This is a genomic window from Staphylococcus caseorum (assembly GCF_049943195.1).
Lineage (GTDB): Bacteria > Bacillota > Bacilli > Staphylococcales > Staphylococcaceae > Staphylococcus > Staphylococcus equorum_A.
The window spans coordinates 2,335,176-2,352,914 of sequence record NZ_JBNFUA010000001.1 but is presented as its reverse complement, the minus strand read 5'-3'; the positions used below and the strand labels follow the sequence as shown (position 1 = coordinate 2,352,914).

General features: G+C 31.9%; 14 protein-coding genes and 1 pseudogene. 9 read left to right on the top strand and 6 right to left on the bottom strand.

Translation table 11 applies throughout. The features are described from left to right. Positions 1–63: 63 nt before the first annotated feature. The 3 genes and pseudogenes from ACP3TL_RS11940 to ACP3TL_RS11930 form a co-directional block, all read right to left on the bottom strand. On the bottom strand, positions 64–1,710 hold the full coding sequence (locus ACP3TL_RS11940) for a hypothetical protein (RefSeq protein ID WP_040030086.1): 1,647 nt from the start codon (positions 1,708–1,710) through the stop codon (positions 64–66). Then, on the bottom strand, positions 1,703–2,518 hold the full coding sequence (locus ACP3TL_RS11935) for a hypothetical protein (protein WP_176721488.1): 816 nt from the start codon (positions 2,516–2,518) through the stop codon (positions 1,703–1,705). Before ACP3TL_RS11935 ends, ACP3TL_RS11940 begins: the two co-directional genes overlap by 8 nt. Continuing rightward, a pseudogene (locus ACP3TL_RS11930) lies at positions 2,466–3,595 on the bottom strand (MFS transporter). Before ACP3TL_RS11930 ends, ACP3TL_RS11935 begins: the two are co-directional and overlap by 53 nt. A 201-nt stretch (positions 3,596–3,796) precedes the next feature. On the opposite strand from ACP3TL_RS11930, the gene ACP3TL_RS11925 reads away from it, so the two are divergent. Further along, complete coding sequence (locus ACP3TL_RS11925) at positions 3,797–4,579, top strand: LysR family transcriptional regulator (RefSeq protein WP_369076461.1); 783 nt, start codon at positions 3,797–3,799, stop codon at positions 4,577–4,579. A 475-nt stretch (positions 4,580–5,054) separates the two neighbouring features. On the opposite strand, the gene ACP3TL_RS11920 is transcribed toward ACP3TL_RS11925, so the two are convergent. From ACP3TL_RS11920 to alsS, 3 genes are read right to left on the bottom strand one after another with little or no spacing between them, the layout of a single operon-like run. After that, positions 5,055–6,659 carry an L-lactate permease gene (locus ACP3TL_RS11920; protein ID WP_019468547.1) on the bottom strand — a complete coding sequence of 535 codons (1,605 nt, stop codon included), beginning with the start codon at positions 6,657–6,659 and terminating at the stop codon, positions 5,055–5,057. Positions 6,660–6,676: 17 nt separating this feature from the next. Further along, positions 6,677–7,381 (bottom strand): acetolactate decarboxylase, encoded by a 705-nt coding sequence (gene budA / locus ACP3TL_RS11915; protein ID WP_002511818.1) that lies wholly within the window; start codon positions 7,379–7,381, stop codon positions 6,677–6,679. A gap of 58 nt (positions 7,382–7,439) precedes the next feature. After that, entirely contained in the window at positions 7,440–9,104 is a 1,665-nt protein-coding gene (gene alsS, locus ACP3TL_RS11910; RefSeq protein WP_002511819.1) for an acetolactate synthase AlsS, read from the bottom strand. A gap of 764 nt (positions 9,105–9,868) precedes the next feature. On the opposite strand from alsS, the gene lqo reads away from it, so the two are divergent. From lqo to ACP3TL_RS11870, 8 genes are all read left to right on the top strand, one after another. Beyond that, positions 9,869–11,365 (top strand): L-lactate dehydrogenase (quinone), encoded by a 1,497-nt coding sequence (gene lqo / locus ACP3TL_RS11905; protein ID WP_019468546.1) that lies wholly within the window; start codon positions 9,869–9,871, stop codon positions 11,363–11,365. A gap of 39 nt (positions 11,366–11,404) precedes the next feature. Further along, the gene (locus ACP3TL_RS11900; protein WP_285325969.1) at positions 11,405–11,506 is read left to right on the top strand and encodes an SE2200 family small protein; all 102 of its coding nucleotides are present in this window, start codon (positions 11,405–11,407) and stop codon (positions 11,504–11,506) included. A gap of 278 nt (positions 11,507–11,784) precedes the next feature. Continuing rightward, the gene (locus tag ACP3TL_RS11895; RefSeq protein WP_225486677.1) at positions 11,785–12,903 is read left to right on the top strand and encodes an ATP-grasp domain-containing protein; all 1,119 of its coding nucleotides are present in this window, start codon (positions 11,785–11,787) and stop codon (positions 12,901–12,903) included. A 343-nt stretch (positions 12,904–13,246) separates the two neighbouring features. After that, positions 13,247–13,546 carry a TetR-like C-terminal domain-containing protein gene (locus ACP3TL_RS11890; RefSeq protein WP_225486676.1) on the top strand — a complete coding sequence of 100 codons (300 nt, stop codon included), beginning with the start codon at positions 13,247–13,249 and terminating at the stop codon, positions 13,544–13,546. A gap of 546 nt (positions 13,547–14,092) precedes the next feature. Then, entirely contained in the window at positions 14,093–15,088 is a 996-nt protein-coding gene (locus ACP3TL_RS11885; protein WP_002511822.1) for a hypothetical protein, read from the top strand. A gap of 179 nt (positions 15,089–15,267) precedes the next feature. Then, entirely contained in the window at positions 15,268–15,561 is a 294-nt protein-coding gene (ssb, locus tag ACP3TL_RS11880) for a cassette chromosome ssDNA-binding protein (protein ID WP_040030083.1), read from the top strand. Continuing rightward, on the top strand, positions 15,561–17,351 hold the full coding sequence (cch1, locus tag ACP3TL_RS11875) for a cassette chromosome replicative helicase (RefSeq protein ID WP_285336804.1): 1,791 nt from the start codon (positions 15,561–15,563) through the stop codon (positions 17,349–17,351). Before ssb ends, cch1 begins: the two co-directional genes overlap by 1 nt. A gap of 65 nt (positions 17,352–17,416) precedes the next feature. Next, positions 17,417–17,680, top strand: a complete 264-nt coding sequence (locus tag ACP3TL_RS11870) for a hypothetical protein (RefSeq protein ID WP_047505043.1) — start codon at positions 17,417–17,419, stop codon at positions 17,678–17,680. Positions 17,681–17,739 lie beyond the last annotated feature (59 nt).

Genomic DNA, 17,739 nt, shown 5'->3' with positions numbered 1-17,739 from the left:
TTTATATATGATTATTAATTGATTTATGCATCAATCCTAATATATTTTATATTTCATAACACGCTATTCAAAAATTTTCTCAGAAGACATTATGCGATTATACTCTAATACAATATCTTCATCTAAAATACGTTCAACAGTTTTTCTGTGTTCTAACTCCAGACGCACATTTTGATAACTCCTAAACCCTAAATCTATTAATCCAGGTTTATTTACTGTCATTATAAAAGTTGCTATTCCTTGAGGTTGAACTCCACCTTTTTTACCAGATTTTATCAACCCATGCGTCACATCGATTGAAGAAAAAGTTGATCCTCCTATTAACAATAATCTTGCTAACTCCCTATTGTTAGCAATTGGAAAACTATCTTTTAAACTTTTTCCGTAATATAGATGTTGCTTATAAATCCAATAAAGCCTTATAAGTGTTTCATAAATTAAAACTGGTATTAATTCTGCCGTAAAAGCTCTGACATCATATCCATTCTTAAACATCCATTCAGATACTTCTGCAAATGTGTAAGTATCTTTTTTATTAGTTTTTAATTTAATATTTCCAAACTGTAATTTTTGTAAAGAAGACCAACCTGGAACTGGTAATCCACTTCCTCTTCCTTTAGATCCACTACTTCCAGATATATCACTCATAATATGACCAAACCAATTATCAGTTGCTTGTATGATTTGTTCAAATATATTTCCTGTTAATTCTTTATTTTTATTCTGTGAGGCTATATTTATAATTTTACCCTCTTTAGTCATAAAAGTTGAAGTACCTGTAAGTTGATCCCTTATTCCAACAATTAAACCTAATAAGCTAGGTTCATGAGCTATTGATAGTAAATGATGGTTATCAGGTGACATCTTACCAACCATACCAACAATATTTATCGAGTCTGCTGTATCATAGCCTACACTATGATTCTTTTCTAAATATCTAATACTAGATTTTATGTCAATATTTGCTTTGTTTTCTTTTAAATTTTTTATTTTACTATTGATTTTATTTATTGCATCTTGTGAATTAGCTTTCTTCTTTTGTTTATTTAACTTTGCTATTTTTTCATGTAACGCATATTTTTTCACTAATTCTTCTGTACCCTTATCCACCATTTTTTGTAAACCTTTGGCATCTTTACCTTTTCCTATAGTACCTACAAAAATAGTATCTACAAATCCAGCTATTAAACCTGCTGAAGTTGCAAACAAGTAATCATCACTGTCTAGCTTAAGTAAATCAAATTTTTGAATCATTTGTTCCGCAACTTTTACTTGTTCATTCTTACTATATAGATTTAAAAATGGACTATCTAAATTAATATTTTCTTTTTCAGCAAATTCTTTATTATATTCAACCGAATCAAAATCATCTCTATCAATATCGATTGTATTAATATTATTGATTTCTATTAAATCCATATTTTTAGACGTATATGATTGTGCATTTTTTAATTTATCTCTTAAGTCTTTATTAATATAATCGCTTTTTATACTTGAAGATTTATTATTACTAGTTCTTTTTTCCTTCAAATTATTTAGTAAGTCTTTTTTCATTTTGATTTGTTGATCAACGTTTTCTTCCATTTTTTGTATATTATAACTTGCTTTATCTAAATTATCCTTAGATCTATTTCGAAGTTCATAATCAACCAATAAATTTTCCGCTGCATTTTTTAATTCACGTTTTTCCTGGTTTTGTTTTCTAGTCATTCTTATCACCATTTAGTAATGATTTTTTCAGACCTGACAAACCTTTTTTAGCCATCGATTTACCCTGAGCGATACTAGAAGATTTTGTATCAAAATAACCTATTTGTTCCAATACTTGATAAGCTTGTTTTAATTCATCTAATGACATATCTTCTCTCAAAGTAGGTTCAGCTTCCTCAACTTTATTATCAAGATCGCCCTCAATTATATAAACCTCTTTAATAACTTCATCAAAATATACTTTATTTATATTCTTAGATAATAGCTCATTATATTTTCCAACATTTAATGATTCAGGAATATGGGTAATATACAACTCATATTCAGAATAATTTTCTTCATCTTCAATTAAACTACCTGCATCTGCTAGAGACTGATTTTGTGAAATTATATGATCTAGCTCTTTGTATAATTCTTCACTTAGTTCGTTTGACTCTTTTAATTTTTTGGCAAATGTTACAGATTTATTACTTAACCAATTGATGTCTTCAATTATATAAGAGTTTGCAATTCTTAGTTGGTTAATTCTTTCATTTAAAGTTTGGATTCTTATACCATATTTTTCTAATTGACCTGTTCCTGAAAAATACTTAATTCCTCTGTATACACCAAATCCTGCAGAAGCAAGTAGTAACACTCCTCCTAAACCAACTGAGCCAATAACAGCAAATGTTCCGATAGAAATGCCGGCACCACTTCCTAAAGCCATTAATTCTTTTGCGACATCCTTAATTTGACTATCTGTCATCTTATTCTCAATTATTTCTTTTTCTACCATGTATGAAGTGATAGATAAAGAAAGTGACAATTAATAATACAGCCATTACTATATACATATTGCCTAACCCGATCTGATTAGTAAACAAACCTAGTATATAGGGCCCAAATCCTAAGCCTAAATCTAAACCGATAAAGAATGTTGAGGTTGCTCGCGCAATTTTTTCTTTTGGTACGACTTTGACAGATACCGATTGAGACGTAGACGTGATATTACCATAACCTAATCCTAATAAAGCACCACCAATTAATAACATCCATGCTGAATGTGAAAATGCAATAACTAAGAAATAGATAGCTTGAAATATAATACTAGTGTATATAACTATATTTTCATTTTTTGCATCCATTAATCTACCACAAACTGGTTTTGAAAAAATTGAGACGATTGCATAGATAACGAAAAAATAACTTGAAGCTGTAATTAAGTCTCTCTCTTGCGCAAAAACTTTAATATAATTAAGAATAGAAGAATAAGAAAGACCAGCTATAAACACGATAATGGCAATTGGAATGGCTTCTTTCGCGATAAAATCTGAAACCTTAAACCCTTTATCCTCTGCTGTTCTAGCAATTGTTTCAAAAGGTACTTTCATAAATATTGCCAAAATCAATGAAATAAAACTCAATACAAGATTAAGTCCAAAGATGACTTCTATTGAATATTGTTGCATTAACAATAACCTAAAAATGGGCCAATGGCTGCACCAAGCACCATACTCAAACTAAAAAAGCTGATACCTTCACCTTTTTTAGTTTCCGGTGTTATATACCCTGCTATTGATCCAGTTGAAGTTGTACAAATCCCAAATGAAAATCCATTAATGATTCTAACAATAATTAAAAATAATAATGAAGATTCTACAAAATAAAAAACACTCGTAATTGTAAATAATACAATTCCAATTAAGAGTACCTTTCTAGGTCCTAAACTATTGATATATTTCCCCATAACAAATCTACCCATCAGTGATCCGACTATAAATAAACCTGCTACCAGCCCAGCCGAACTATCTGAGGCATTAAATTGAGACTGCGCATAGCCTGCAATTAAAACAATCAGTAAATACATATTCAAATTAACCAAAAAGTTAACTACAAAATTCATCGTGAAATTTTTTGTCCAAATTCATTCCATATCCATTGTACTATTTTCCATAAAAAATTGACTTCCTTTCTAGTTACAGTGCCTTCCCCTTAAGAATTAAACGCAACATATATATTGTCTGTTCATATTGACTAAATGTAAAATAGTTTTTAGTATATATAACATATAAGTAATTACTTATGTCATTAAGTAGGGAGCCTTATTAACCGTAACTATAAATATATTGAAACGATCATCAATGAAGGAACAATAACCAAGGCAGCCAATAAACTCTATGTTTCCCAGCCCTATCTCAGTAGTTTTATCAAAAATATTGAAACTGAGTGGAACATCATTATTTTTAATCGTAAAAAACATCCCATTACCTTTACGCCCGAAGGTCAACTTTATTATAAATATCTACAAGAACAAGAGCGACTTTATCATGATGTAACGCGAAAAATCACTAATATTTCAAACTTGAATTCCGGTTTTTTAAACATAGGTGTTACACCTACATTAGCGTTCCATATACTACATAAAATTCTGCCTAAATTTATGAATCTTTTTCCTAATATTAAAATTAACTTAATCGAAGGTAATTCCCAAGACATTGAAAAACAAGTACTAGAGGGTAAAGTCGATTTATGTCTAAATACACTACCATTATGGAATAAAAATATTCAATACACTCAAATCTATACGGAACCGATATATTTAGTTGTGCCACCTCAGCACCATTTATATAAAAGAATCCAACAAAATGAATTAAATTCCAATGAAATCATGTCACTCATATCTCACGATCACTTTATCATTCTAAAAGATAGATACGGACTTAAACAGATCATCAATAAAGTTCTAGAAACATACAACATTTACCCTAATATTATTTTAGAAACTTCAAACGTAGACAATGCCGATCGCCTTGCAATTTCTACAGGCGTCCTCACATTTATACCAAGTAGTTCTACTGAACATAATAGTGACGCCATTTACGTTTAATTAAATCAATCATTTACAAACACAGTAGTGATTGGTTATAACAAATTAGAAAATTTAACAAAAGCAAGTGATCAATTCATTGACTTAACACTTAAACAATTTAACTAAACCACTGCTAGCCACACCTATATTTAATTTTAAAAAGCGATAACTAACACAATTTTTATAGTTAGAGTTGGTGTATCGCAGTTAGCATTTTTGTCCAAATAAAATTGAAAATGTGTATAGAATTGATTGGGGTACCTTTAGCATAAATAATACTTTATATACAGCAAAACTTTGAGGAACACAAAAAACACTAAAGTCGTATGACAAAACGCCATCGACTTTAGTGTTTTTTAATTGGTTTTATAATAAATATTTTCCAGGAAATAATCTATGCGGTATTTCCACTAACTTTTTAACTTATCATACATGCTCATATAGCTAAGTAGCGAGCATGATATGCTTTAATTTCAGTCTTTTCAAATTCATTTTATGAAATAAATAAACTACAAATAAATGTCCAAATACAAACGAGAATTAACAATCCGATACTGAAACGCATTGCCATTTTCATCAGTTCTGATTCTTTACCTACTTTATTAACTGCTGCTGTAGCGATAGCTATAGATTGTGGTGATACAATCTTAGCAGTTACACCACCAGCGACATTAGCTGCAACAAGTAATGAACCTTTTGTACCAATTTGTTCAGCAACAGAGGCTTGAATTGGCGCAAACAATGAATTATTGTTTACGACGGATCCCGTCATAAATACACCAATCCAACCAAGTAGTGGTGACAATAATGGGAAGGCAGTGCCTGTTTTAGATATACCTTGTCCCATAGCATTACTTAATCCACCATATGTTGTAATTTTAGATACTGCTAAAATGAAACAAATGGTTAACACTGAAATCCATAATTCTTTAACTGTGAGACCCAGTAAATGACCAGCCGTTTTAAAGCTCATATTTTTCGCAATAATAATTGTAATGATCGCTGTAATTAAAATCGCTGTACCTGTTTGAGCAAAGAAATTGAATGTCAGTTCATTCGGTTTATTAGTCACAGCATTCATCGTACCCGGCACATTAAAGTTCACAACAAGTGCACTTAGGGCGCCACCTTTTTCAAATAAACCTTTAAATGCTGGTAAGCTCCAGATCATCACAACAATCGTTAAAATGATAAACGGGCTCCATGCATAAGTGATGTGTCCAATAGAATGTTTAGGCACGGCATCTGCTTTTTCATCTTTATTAATTCTGAAAATATTTTTAGGTTGCCATTTTCTTGAGAACAATGCTAATGCAATCATTGCTACAAGGCCAGGGATAATATCAGCCAACTCTGGTCCAGCAAAAGCTGCAATAAGCACTTGTAAAACTGTGAAAGTAACTGCCACAACTAAAGTGGCTGGGAAAGTTTCTTTCACACCTTTAAAACCATCCATAATATACATTAATAAAAATGGCACAACGAAACTAATAAAACCTAACGTTAAATTACCAATTAACGCTACTTGAGATGTTGTTACACCACCTGGCAAATTCAAAGTATCCACAATAGCAATCGGTATACCTACCGCACCATAAGCACCTGCTGCTGCATTACCTACTAAACAATACATCGCAGCTTGCAAAGGTTTAAAACCTAATTGTGTTAATAGTACCGCACAAATGGCAATAGGTACGCCAAAGCCTGCAGCACCTTCTAAAAATCCATTAAATACAAAGCCAATCAATAATAATTGAACACGTTGGTCTCGTGAGACACTCGCGATACTATCTTGAACAATAGCAAATTGGCCGCTTTTTGTAGCAATTTTATATAACCAAACTGCCATGATTACAATAAAGCCTATTGGGATAATCCCTTGATAAAAGCCCTCTAAAGTAGCGCCGCCTGCAATACTTCCTGGTAATTTAAAGAAAGCCATAGCAACAATAATTGTAACGATTAACGTTGTAATTGCTGCATAAACACCTTTCATTTTAAATACAGTCAAACATAATAAAAATAATATAATTGGTATTGCGGCTACAATACTTGAAAGTAGCAAATTATTAAAAGGGTTAAAACTTTCAACTAACATATTTGCTCGCTACTCCTTTATTCTGCTTGTCTTATTTCTTTTGCAATATCTTTGTAGTCAATATCCGTATTTGTAAATGCTTCATCATCGACTGCAAAATGTTGTTCAAATGTTTCAAAGTTTTGAATTTCTACCGTAACATCTGAAACTTCAAAATCCAATACGTGTCCGCCAAAATTACGGTCATCATTAGCGAAATGAACATGGAAACCTGCTGAACCAATACCATGGAATAATTCTGGTGTAAAGAAGCCTACAATAGAACCTTTGATATTTTCTTCAATTTGTTCAGGTTGTCTATTCGCTGAGTTAATCAATCTTGTATATGGTGGTTCTTGTCCTGGCATCATACGTACATGCATTTTTTTAAATGTTCCTGAAATTTTAACAGCAGAGAATAAATTTTCACTTAACATTTTTTCTTTAACTTCATCATAAACTTCTGCTGAAGATTTATTGCTCGTGCTATACGTTTTATCAGGTGTAAATCTTGATACGGTTGCATATGGTGATAATTCGTCACCTTTCAATTCTACAAATTCTTTATGTTCATTGGCATGATAAGCTTTACCATCAACGATAATCACTTCACCATCTGAACCTGTTAAAGTCGCAATACCAATGTCTCCATGTTTTAATAAATCATTGATTGAAGCAGTACCTTGTAAAAGGCCTGCCATCAATGTACCTAGTGTGCCGTGTTGATATAGTACGTTAGTCATAACTTTATTCACTCCTATTTTGATAAATAATTAATCATTTTCGCCGTTTGATTCGATATTAGTTAAAAGCGTCAGGTAACATATTTGTTGAAAGTTTGACATTATCTTTGTAATTCACTGGGATATCAATTAATACTGGTCCTTCAGTTTCGTATCCCTCTTTAATTGCCGCTTCTAATTCTTCTTGATTTGTTACACGTAAGCCTTTAGCACCAAATGATTCAGCATATTTAACGAAGTCTACTGAACCAAAGTCTACACCTGAACTACGTTCATATTTCATTTCTTCTTGGAATTCAACCATGTTATATTTACCGTCATTCCAAATTAATTGAATGATATTAAGATTTTTACGTACAGCAGTTTCTAAGTCTTGTGCTGAGAATAAGAAACCACCATCACCAGCAACGGATACAACTTGTGTATTAGGACGTACTAAAGCAGCTGAAATAGCCCATGGTAACGCAACACCTAACGTTTGCATACCATTACTGAATAGCAAGTGTCTTGGATTGTAACTTCTAAATTTACGTGCCATCCAAATATAGTGACTACCTACGTCTACAGTTACTGTTGTATCATCTGATAATACTTTTTGCATTGACTTAATGACTTCAACTGGGTGTAACACGCCATCTTCATGTGTTGGTTTGATACCAGTTGATTCAAGTATATGCGCTCTTAAAGTTTCTAATTCGTCTAAATGTTTTTGACTGATAAAAGGTTCATCGACTTTGTCAGAAATAAGTTCGATTGTGCCAGCAATATTACCAACCAATTCTTTTGCTGGTTGCATATGATTTGTAATTTCCGCTTGAATTTCATCTATATTAATAATTTTAGTATCTAATTCTTTATTCCAATTGCTCGCTTCATATTCAATTGGATCATAACCAATCGTAACAACGAGGTCACTTTTTCTTAATAATTCGTCACCGACTTGGTTACGGAATAAACCAACACGACCAAAGAAATGGGATTCTAGTTCACGACTAATCACACCCGCACCTTGGAATGTTTCTACAACTGGTAAATTTGTTTTTTCAACTAATTTACGGATTGCATTCGTTTCGTCTGAACTTGAACTTCTCATACCTGCTAATAATACAGGGAATTTCGCGTTTTTAATCGCTTCAATTACTTCATTAACATTTTGTTCACTTGGCACACCTAAGCTAGGTTTTTGGCAAAGTGCAATCGCTTGTGATTCAACCGGTGCAGAAATAACATCTTGCGGTATGCTTATGAAACTTGCGCCATTTTTACCTGAAGTTGCAGTTCTCATCGCATTTGTCATAACTTCTGATAATGACTCTGGATCTTGAACTTCTTCACTATATTTTGTTGAAGATTTTAATAATGCTGCATTATCAATACTTTGGTGTGTTAGACGTAATAAATCGTTACGTTTAACTTGGCCACCTAATGCTAATACAGGGTCTCCTTCTGATGTCGCTGTTAAAAGTCCAGTCGTTAAATTACTTACCCCTGGGCCACTTGTTACTAAGGTAACACCTGGTTTACCTGTTAAGCGTCCAATACCTTGTGCCATCATTGCCGCGTTTTGCTCATGACGCGTTACAATAAGTTCTGGGCCATCATCTTCAAGTGCATTGAATAAATAATCGATTTTAGCACCTGGGATACCGAATACATATTCCACACCATTATTTTTCAAAGTATTTATTACCATATTTGCTGCTGTATAATTTTTGTCAGCCATTTTACATTCATTTCCTTTCAACATTTAATGCAAAAAATCATTAATCATTGCAAGCAATTTAAATTATTCACTTAACAATGTATTAAAAATTTAATCTCATTACATTATTATGAAAAATTCATATTTAATACTCTAAATTAGCGCCGTTCACATTTAGTCCTATACCATGGCATGTCATAACGAATGATTTGCGCTGTAAATTGATTACATACTTATTATAAAACGCTGCAACATATATATCAAATACATATTATCTATCTAACCCATAGAAAAAAGTAAGGGTTAGAACATGTGAAAGTTGGATAATTTGCGTGTATATGGATAACTATTATATAGGAAGTTTTTAAAATAGCTGTTATCTTTCCAGTTGCTCAATGTTGATATTAGAAAATTAAACTTTCCTACTTTAATATGTACGCACGTGTACATACGCACGTGCGTGAATAAATAAATGTACAAATATTTTGATAGTCGTGTTTGTTGAAGATTGATCGGGGTAAAATTACATAGAACTATAATTTTTCTATATTTAATTAGCAATGCTATATTATGGAATGTTTGTAAATTTTCTGTTTAAATGAAGTTATACATCAATCGAATAACAAAAAAGATATTTAAAAAATTTATTTCTCTCTATGTTTTAATAGTAGAAATAAAAAAGATTCCATATTAGAATGGCACCTATAAAAAATATGTATTTTAATGATAGGTGATTTAGTATTATACTATAGTTGCAAGTTGAGATAAGGAAAGGTGATTAGATAATGGCTACTAACAAAGAGTCAAAAAGCGTTGTAATAATTGGCGCTGGGGTATTAAGTACTACATTCGGTACAATGATTAAAGAATTAGCACCAGAATGGGATATTAAATTATACGAGCGTTTAGATCGTCCAGGTGATGAAAGTTCTCACGAGCGTCATAACGCTGGTACAGGACACGCTGCTTTATGTGAATTGAATTATACAGTTAGACAACCAGATGGTTCAATTAACATTGAGCAAGCGAAAGAGATTAATGAACAATTTGAATTATCAAAACAATTTTGGAGTCATTTAGTTCAAAACAAAACAATCAGTAACCCTGAAGAATTTATTCGTCCGCTACCACACATTAGCTTTGTAAGAGGTAAAAATAACGTTCAATTTTTAAAAGATCGTTATGAAGCTATGAAAGAATTCCCAATGTTCGACAATATTGAATATACAGAAGATATTGAACAAATGAGAAAATGGATTCCATTAATGATGCAAGGTCATAGTGCAGGTGACATTATGGCAGCTAGTAAAATTGATGAAGGTTCTGACGTAAACTTTGGTGAACTTACTCGTAAAATGGCCAAAAACTTAGAAAAACAACCTAATGTAGATGTTCAATACAACCACGAAGTAATGGACTTTAACCAACGTAAAGACGGTAAATGGGAAGTTAAAGTACGTCAACGTAACAGTGGTAGTGTAGAAACACAACTAGCTGATTATGTATTTATTGGTGCAGGTGGTGGCGCAATTCCACTATTACAAAAAACAGGTATTCCTGAAAGTAAACACTTAGGTGGATTCCCAATCACTGGTCAATTCTTAATCTGTACAAATCCAGATGTTATACAAGCACATGATGCTAAAGTATACGGTAAAGAACCTCAAGGTACACCACCAATGACTGTACCTCACTTAGATACACGTTATATTGATGGTGAACGTACATTACTATTTGGACCATTCGCTAGTATTGGACCTAAATTCCTTAAACAAGGTTCTAATTTAGATTTATTTAAATCTGTTAAACCATATAACATCACAACTTTATTAGCATCAGCAGTTAAAAACTTACCATTAATTAAATATTCAATTGATCAAATCTTGATGACTAAAGAAGGTACTATGAACCATCTTCGTACATTCTACCCAGAAGCACGTGACGAAGACTGGCAATTATACAATGCTGGTAAACGTGTTCAAGTAATCAAAGATACACCTGAAAACGGTAAAGGCTTTATCCAATTCGGTACAGAAGTGGTTAATTCTGAAGATCATACTGTAATTGCATTATTAGGTGAATCTCCAGGGGCTTCTACTTCAGTATCAGTTGCATTAGAAGTATTAGAGAAAAACTTCCCTGAATATAAATCAGAATGGACACCAAAAATCAAAAAAATGATTCCATCTTATGGTCAATCATTAATTGAAGATCCTGATTTAATGAGACGTACACGTCAACAAACTTCTAAAAGCTTAAACCTAAACTATTATAGTAAATAGTAGTTTAATGCATAATAATTTTAAAGGATTGTGAAAAAAATGAAAAAACTATTAGTAGTTTCAGTAATCGTCGCTATCGGTTTTTGCGCTTTAAAACGTTATCAAAAACACGTGAATAAAGCACCGAATATCGAATATTAAAAACAACTAACAATTGTAGGGCTTCAATTGAGAGTTTAGAACGACCCCCACTCTTAATTGTAAAAAGACTAATTCGCTTGAGCGAATTAGTCTTTTTTTATATTTCCAATCTTCTTAATCATGCTTCGAATTTCATTACACTTCTCTCAAACCAATTCAAAATACTCAAATTAATAAAATTCATATTTCCCAAAATTCATTCCAACTATATTCCAAATATAATTTTATATAGTATTATTTTTATATATTAATCATTTCATAAAAATTAGGAAGCTCATATGACAGAATATCTATTGTTATTAGGTGCAGATCAGTTTTTAAGAGAACATGCTTACGCTGGTGGCAAAGCAATCGGTGATTTTCAAATATGGACAGCAATTCAAAATGCAAAATATAAGTACAATGCGTATTTTGATTTTTGCATTGATGCCAATCCTTTAAGCTATGAAGAGATAAAGAAAGAGATAGCATATTATCAAATTCAGGGGTACGAACCAAAAAGCATCGTCCCCTTAAATGATTGGACATTAGAAGTAGCTAATCAATTAAATCGAGACTACGGTTTGCCTTACCTTGAACCAAAGGTTATTAAAGCTTGCAGAAACAAGCACATCATGAAATCCTTATTTGAAAAAGCAAACATTCCTACAGCAAAGTCGATACAATTTAATGATGCAACAGAATTGAAAGAATGTATCAAAGAATTTACTTTCCCAGTAATTATAAAACCAATGGATTTTGGAGGCAGTGATGGGGTTTACTTAGCAAATAACGAAAAAGAATGCATGGATGCCTATAGAAAATCGAAACAAATTATGGAGACTTATGCTGATACCTTTCATGTATCTAAAAATAAATTTCTGATTGAAACATTTATTGATAGTGATGACGAAGTTTCAGTTGAAGTGTTGTGTGGTCATCATTTTTATGAGGTCATTACAGTTACCGAAAAATATTTATCTCCCAGACCATGGTTTACTGAAATGGGTCATTTAGTCCCAAGTCACAGATATAAAAATGAAGATATTAAAAACCTTGCAATCCGCACGTGTCAGACTTTAGGTATTACGCGAGGCGTTGCTCATGTGGAAATAAAAATCAAAGGCGACCAACTCTATGTCATAGAAGCTGCTGCTAGACCTGGTGGTGACGCTATAATGGACTTAGTTGAAAATGCTTATGATATGAACCCTTATCAACTCCATATTTCTATGTACATTAATAATAAAGTTAAATCAGCAGATATATTCACACCAAAACGTACGTCTGCTATCGCTTTTATGAAAGCTAAAAAAGGTAAGATACAAAATATTAACTATCCTGATATAGCCAATGATTCTGAAATAAAAAAAAGTAAATTTATTAAAGGGTATTGGAGACAATGTAACCGATCCTGAAAATTGGAGCAGTCGTGAAGGACTTGTGTAGTTTAGCTGGCCTGAATTATCGACTACAAAAACTTTCAAACATATTCATAAAGCCAATGAACTGGCATCTAAAATTTTTGATTGTAGTGATGCGCATCATGACTAATTATTTAATAATCACTGCATTATACCGTTTTATCTGTTTAGCCTACCTAATTCTTTGCTTAGCAATTAGAAGTAGAAATAAGATGATGCATCTTACCTCTATAAACGAATCATCTCCACCCAAGTCATCTGTAAAATTAATACATTATTTTATGAGCATGCTATTGATTTTATTTTGAGTGCAGCAGTAAATCAATGCAATCTTTACATGGCAAAATCAGAGGATAATGAAAAGGCATTACGTGAAATATTATATGTCATTGATGATCAGTACACTATTTTAAAGACTTTGTTTAAAAGGTCGGATCTTAATATAGTTAAACAAACATTATCAAAGAAAATGCGCGACAACATGAATCAAGAAAATAATGAAATTACAATCCAATTTTTATCATCAGCTGTAGTAGGCATTATTGTATGGTGGATTGAAGCATCAAAACCATGTGATATTGATACTTTAACAACAGAGCTGTCCGTTTTATTGGAACCCCATTCAAAGCACTTATAATGCTAAAATTGATTGGAGCATAAAGTTTATATTAAATCGTGTTATAAATTGGGAGTCTGGGACATAAATAAATGTCTCAGTCTCTTTATGTACAATAAAAAAGAATATCTAAATCATTAACTAGTCATTTTTCAATGTCTATCCCTATGTCACTCAACAAAAATTAAAAGTTATAGAATTTATACATAAAATCGATTTAAATCCAAAATAATTTCAACTCTAGTTTAAACTGCGCCTGTTTTATAATTATAAACACTATCTTCATCATCCCCATTAAAAACATTAGAAATTTGTTTGAGAATGTCCTCAGTTATCATAATTAGATCCCCTTTCACTAATTATAGCCTCACAAATAAAGAAATTGATCTTTACTATTTCTATCTCAGTCGTTAAAATCGTTCCCTTTTATGTTCAAACTTTTTCTACATTAAACTGATTTTAAAAATTAATTATTTTAATTATAACAATTTAAGAACTTCTGTTCCCTATAAATATTTATATGTCTTTAGAGTATAATTAAAACAAAATGAAGAAATGAGTGATTTGATGAACAGCGATTGGGGACATGAGTTGCAATCAATAATTGGGAAGATAGATCCAAAAGATGTAAAGAAAGTACTTAATGATTCAAACAAATCATATGAAGAAATAAACAATGCTAGTAAAACTCGTAATAAAAATGAATATTCAATGAATCTTAACGAGATTATTAAATTAGAGGTAGAATTCATTTATTACAATAATGTTAAAAGCTCTACAGATATTAGTGAGGCACTTGAAAACAAACCAGATAAATGGGAAGATGATGATTTATTTATACCAACCAAAACGAACTTTTCAGCAAACTTCAAAAAGTTTTGTCATTACCTTGGTATCAATCCAGATAACTTTAAAAATGGAAAATCCTTTGCATTTAAACCTAAAAGTAAATATGTAATACATGATATTTTATCAAACAACTCTGATTACCTTCATTTTTTAAAGTATGGTGCTAATGAAAAAGACTTAAATCATATGAATAAAATCAATGAAAACCTTTTTTATTTTATTAAAAATGAAATAACAGATTCCACTGATTATGAGACAGCTCTGACAAATTATTACTTATATTTTTTAGTGAATTCAAATGTCGAAGTAGGTATTAAATCTAAAATCGTAGATATTATAACCGTACCTGACCTTAATAATAATCAAAAATTAAATGTTCTAGAATACTACTTAAGCGAACTAGCAGAGTTGAATGACGAGATAAACTCAAAATTAGCTGAATATCAATCGTATGATTATAACAAGTATTTAAAACATGAAACGCGTGTTCCAATAGATATTAATTTAGCTAAATATATTACTAATAAAGAAACACAATCTTCTGCACCTAAAGATTTAATACTCAAACTGTTAACTAATAGTGAATTAGTCGGCCAACCGAAATTTACTAAGGAACATAGAAATAAACTCATTTCTGAATTAAAAAAAGCATTAAATTATCATTTAAATAAAAGTGATAATTATTCAGAATTTTTTTATATTACAACTAAATAGTTATATACCAATGAAGTATCGACTAATGTCGGTACTCTTTTTTTGTCAATATAATTTTCAATTATTATTGTATGGAAATTACTCCCCTATTTTCCGAACTTACACCTGTCGTTTTTCATTATATATTTATACATGTATTCGGCCGATACATAAATTAAAATAGTCGGAGGTAAATTATTATGAAGTACAAAGGTGAAGATTTTAACGAATTTAAAAGAAGAATTTTAGGTGCTGCTTTCAGTCTATCTGAAGATATTACATTTACATTTAGTGATTTAAACTTAAAATCTGGATTTACCTGTTCAACTGAAGTTCAACAAGATGTTGGTCGCTGGTTTGCATACTTTGTAAAGAACACGCCAAGTGTTCCATTTGTCATTATTGGTAAGAATAGCAACGGGAACTTAGTGTATCGTAAAACAGGACCAAATCCAATGCGTCACAAAAGTAACTGGAAAGGCGGTAACAACTAATGACTAACAACATATTCAAGCAATATCCATATTTTTTAAATTCAAATGGCTTTTATGAAGTGATTCCACCTAAAAGTAACAATGATGTAGAAAAAATCATCCAATTGTCTAGTCCCATCATTATTGAAAATAAATTTCTCGACCCGTCTACAGGGGTTGAGAAATTGGTTATTACAGACGGAAAAAATATTGAACGTATTGAAGCATCAGATATCTTAACATCTTTCAAGCTACCTGGATTGATTAAGTACGGCTTCAACATCAACGAACGGTACATTAAATCATTAAGCTATGCGTTACAATCGATGCGCCAGTCACTTCCATTATCTAAATTATATACCGGCGTAGGTGTATTACAATCTGATGATGAAGGTATGGTCATTTCATTGGATAAACCATACTTTTCAAAAGAAATAGAGCGGTCTCAAGCTAATGAAATCATTTGTGAAACACACTATGATTTACAACCAAAGGGTACTTTCAAAGGCTGGTGGGAGATGTACTTAAAACAAGTTAAAGGGAACTTACTACTAGAACTTGCAGTAGTATTTGCTGCTTCTTCATTAGTTACTGCGTTCCTAAAAACAAGACATGAGGTCGAGTTTGCGGGAACCATCTTCTCATTTATGGGAAATTCAAGCACAGGTAAATCGACTGCAGCCGCTTTAGCTGTTTCAATAGCCGGAAACCCTACTAAAGGTAGTAATACGCTGTTTAGGTCGTGGAATGGTACTAGAAACGCGCTTGAAGGATATTTAAGTAGCAATTATGGTTTGCCTATCGTATTGGACGAACTATCGGCTGCAACCTTCAAAGACACTACTGGGTTGTTGTACAGTCTGGCAGAAGGACAAGGCCGACAACGATCTAATATAGATGGTAATGTCAAAGCACTCAAAAATTGGGGGACCTCAGTGATAAGTACGGCAGAACACAGTGTTTTAAATAATAGTGCACGTAATGATGGTTTGAACGTTCGTACGATTGAAATATCTGAAGCCTTTACAACAAGCGCTGACAATGCAGATGCAATTAAAAAGGCTACATCCGTCAATTATGGCCATGTCATGCCATTAGTAGCTGAATATCTTTTAAAGCGTGAAGGTGAAGTAATTAAATGGTTTCACGCGGAACATGATTGGTTCAAAAACCAATTAAAAAATGAAACGAGTAATACTGGTATTCGTATGTTCAAACGCTATGCAGCGATTACGACATCTGCTCGTATATTCGAACGTGTTATTGCTATACCTATCGATATGGATGCAGTAAGAGAATACTTGGTTAGTTATCATTTGGAGTCAGTTTCAGAACGCTCACTAGCAGAGAAAGCTATCGAAATCATTGTTCAGTTTGTAGCTCAAAATCGTGGCAAATTCTCTGAAGATAGCAAACTCTCAACAATGATAGAAAATTATGGACTTATTGAACTTAAAAAAGACCATATTCAAGTTAAAATGCTTACCAATGTATTCAAAAATATGTTGGACGAAAATCATTTTCAAGATGTAAACACAGTTATAGATGCTTTACGCGATAAAGATTATATCCAATCTGACCGCAACCGTAAAACAACAAAACGTAGTGTCCCAGATTCTAATGGCAAAAAGAAGACTATTGTCTTTTACCATCTTAAGCTAGATATGACTTATGCTTCAATGTTTGGTTTGAGTTCTAAAACAGAGCCTAGTATACCACCACCATTCGTTGATAATACAAATAAAAATTTGCTAGAAGATTTTGTAACGAAAGCTAAACAATCCGAAGCAAATGACGATTTAGGATTATAAAATATCGCTATAACACCCTAAAGGCTGTTGTAGCTTACTTAATCAAATACTTGGAGGAAATTAAAATGAATACTAAATTCAAATTAACACAATACACATTATGCTCTTTGGTCGAATTAGAGAATCAACAATTAGTCGTAAATTATATTGATCATGACTATGATATAGAATCCTATACGTTAACTGAGACACAACGTAAACTCTTGATACTTTATAAATTGCACCCTGAATTTATGAATGAGGTAGCTCTCACTAATTTCTTTGTGAAAAGTACAAGAGACGACAGAATGACTGTTTATCATATTATCAAATCCTTAAATATTTTATAGAATCGGAGGTCTTTTCATTGGACGAATTAATCACATTACTCGCTGATTTAGTGATTGAA

What these genes read in the sequence shown, in the direction of transcription:
- ACP3TL_RS11870 (WP_047505043.1), top strand. Translation starts at nt 17,417, where the DNA reads ATGAATACTAAATTCAAATTAACACAATACACATTATGCTCTTTGGTC.
- ACP3TL_RS11890 (WP_225486676.1), top strand. Translation starts at nt 13,247, where the DNA reads ATGGCAAAATCAGAGGATAATGAAAAGGCATTACGTGAAATATTATAT.
- ssb (WP_040030083.1), top strand. Translation starts at nt 15,268, where the DNA reads ATGAAGTACAAAGGTGAAGATTTTAACGAATTTAAAAGAAGAATTTTA.
- ACP3TL_RS11895 (WP_225486677.1), top strand. Translation starts at nt 11,785, where the DNA reads ATGACAGAATATCTATTGTTATTAGGTGCAGATCAGTTTTTAAGAGAA.
- lqo (WP_019468546.1), top strand. Translation starts at nt 9,869, where the DNA reads ATGGCTACTAACAAAGAGTCAAAAAGCGTTGTAATAATTGGCGCTGGG.
- ACP3TL_RS11885 (WP_002511822.1), top strand. Translation starts at nt 14,093, where the DNA reads ATGAACAGCGATTGGGGACATGAGTTGCAATCAATAATTGGGAAGATA.
- ACP3TL_RS11920 (WP_019468547.1), bottom strand. Translation starts at nt 6,659, where the DNA reads ATGTTAGTTGAAAGTTTTAACCCTTTTAATAATTTGCTACTTTCAAGT.
- cch1 (WP_285336804.1), top strand. Translation starts at nt 15,561, where the DNA reads ATGACTAACAACATATTCAAGCAATATCCATATTTTTTAAATTCAAAT.
- alsS (WP_002511819.1), bottom strand. Translation starts at nt 9,104, where the DNA reads ATGGCTGACAAAAATTATACAGCAGCAAATATGGTAATAAATACTTTG.
- ACP3TL_RS11940 (WP_040030086.1), bottom strand. Translation starts at nt 1,710, where the DNA reads ATGACTAGAAAACAAAACCAGGAAAAACGTGAATTAAAAAATGCAGCG.
- ACP3TL_RS11900 (WP_285325969.1), top strand. Translation starts at nt 11,405, where the DNA reads ATGAAAAAACTATTAGTAGTTTCAGTAATCGTCGCTATCGGTTTTTGC.
- budA (WP_002511818.1), bottom strand. Translation starts at nt 7,381, where the DNA reads ATGACTAACGTACTATATCAACACGGCACACTAGGTACATTGATGGCA.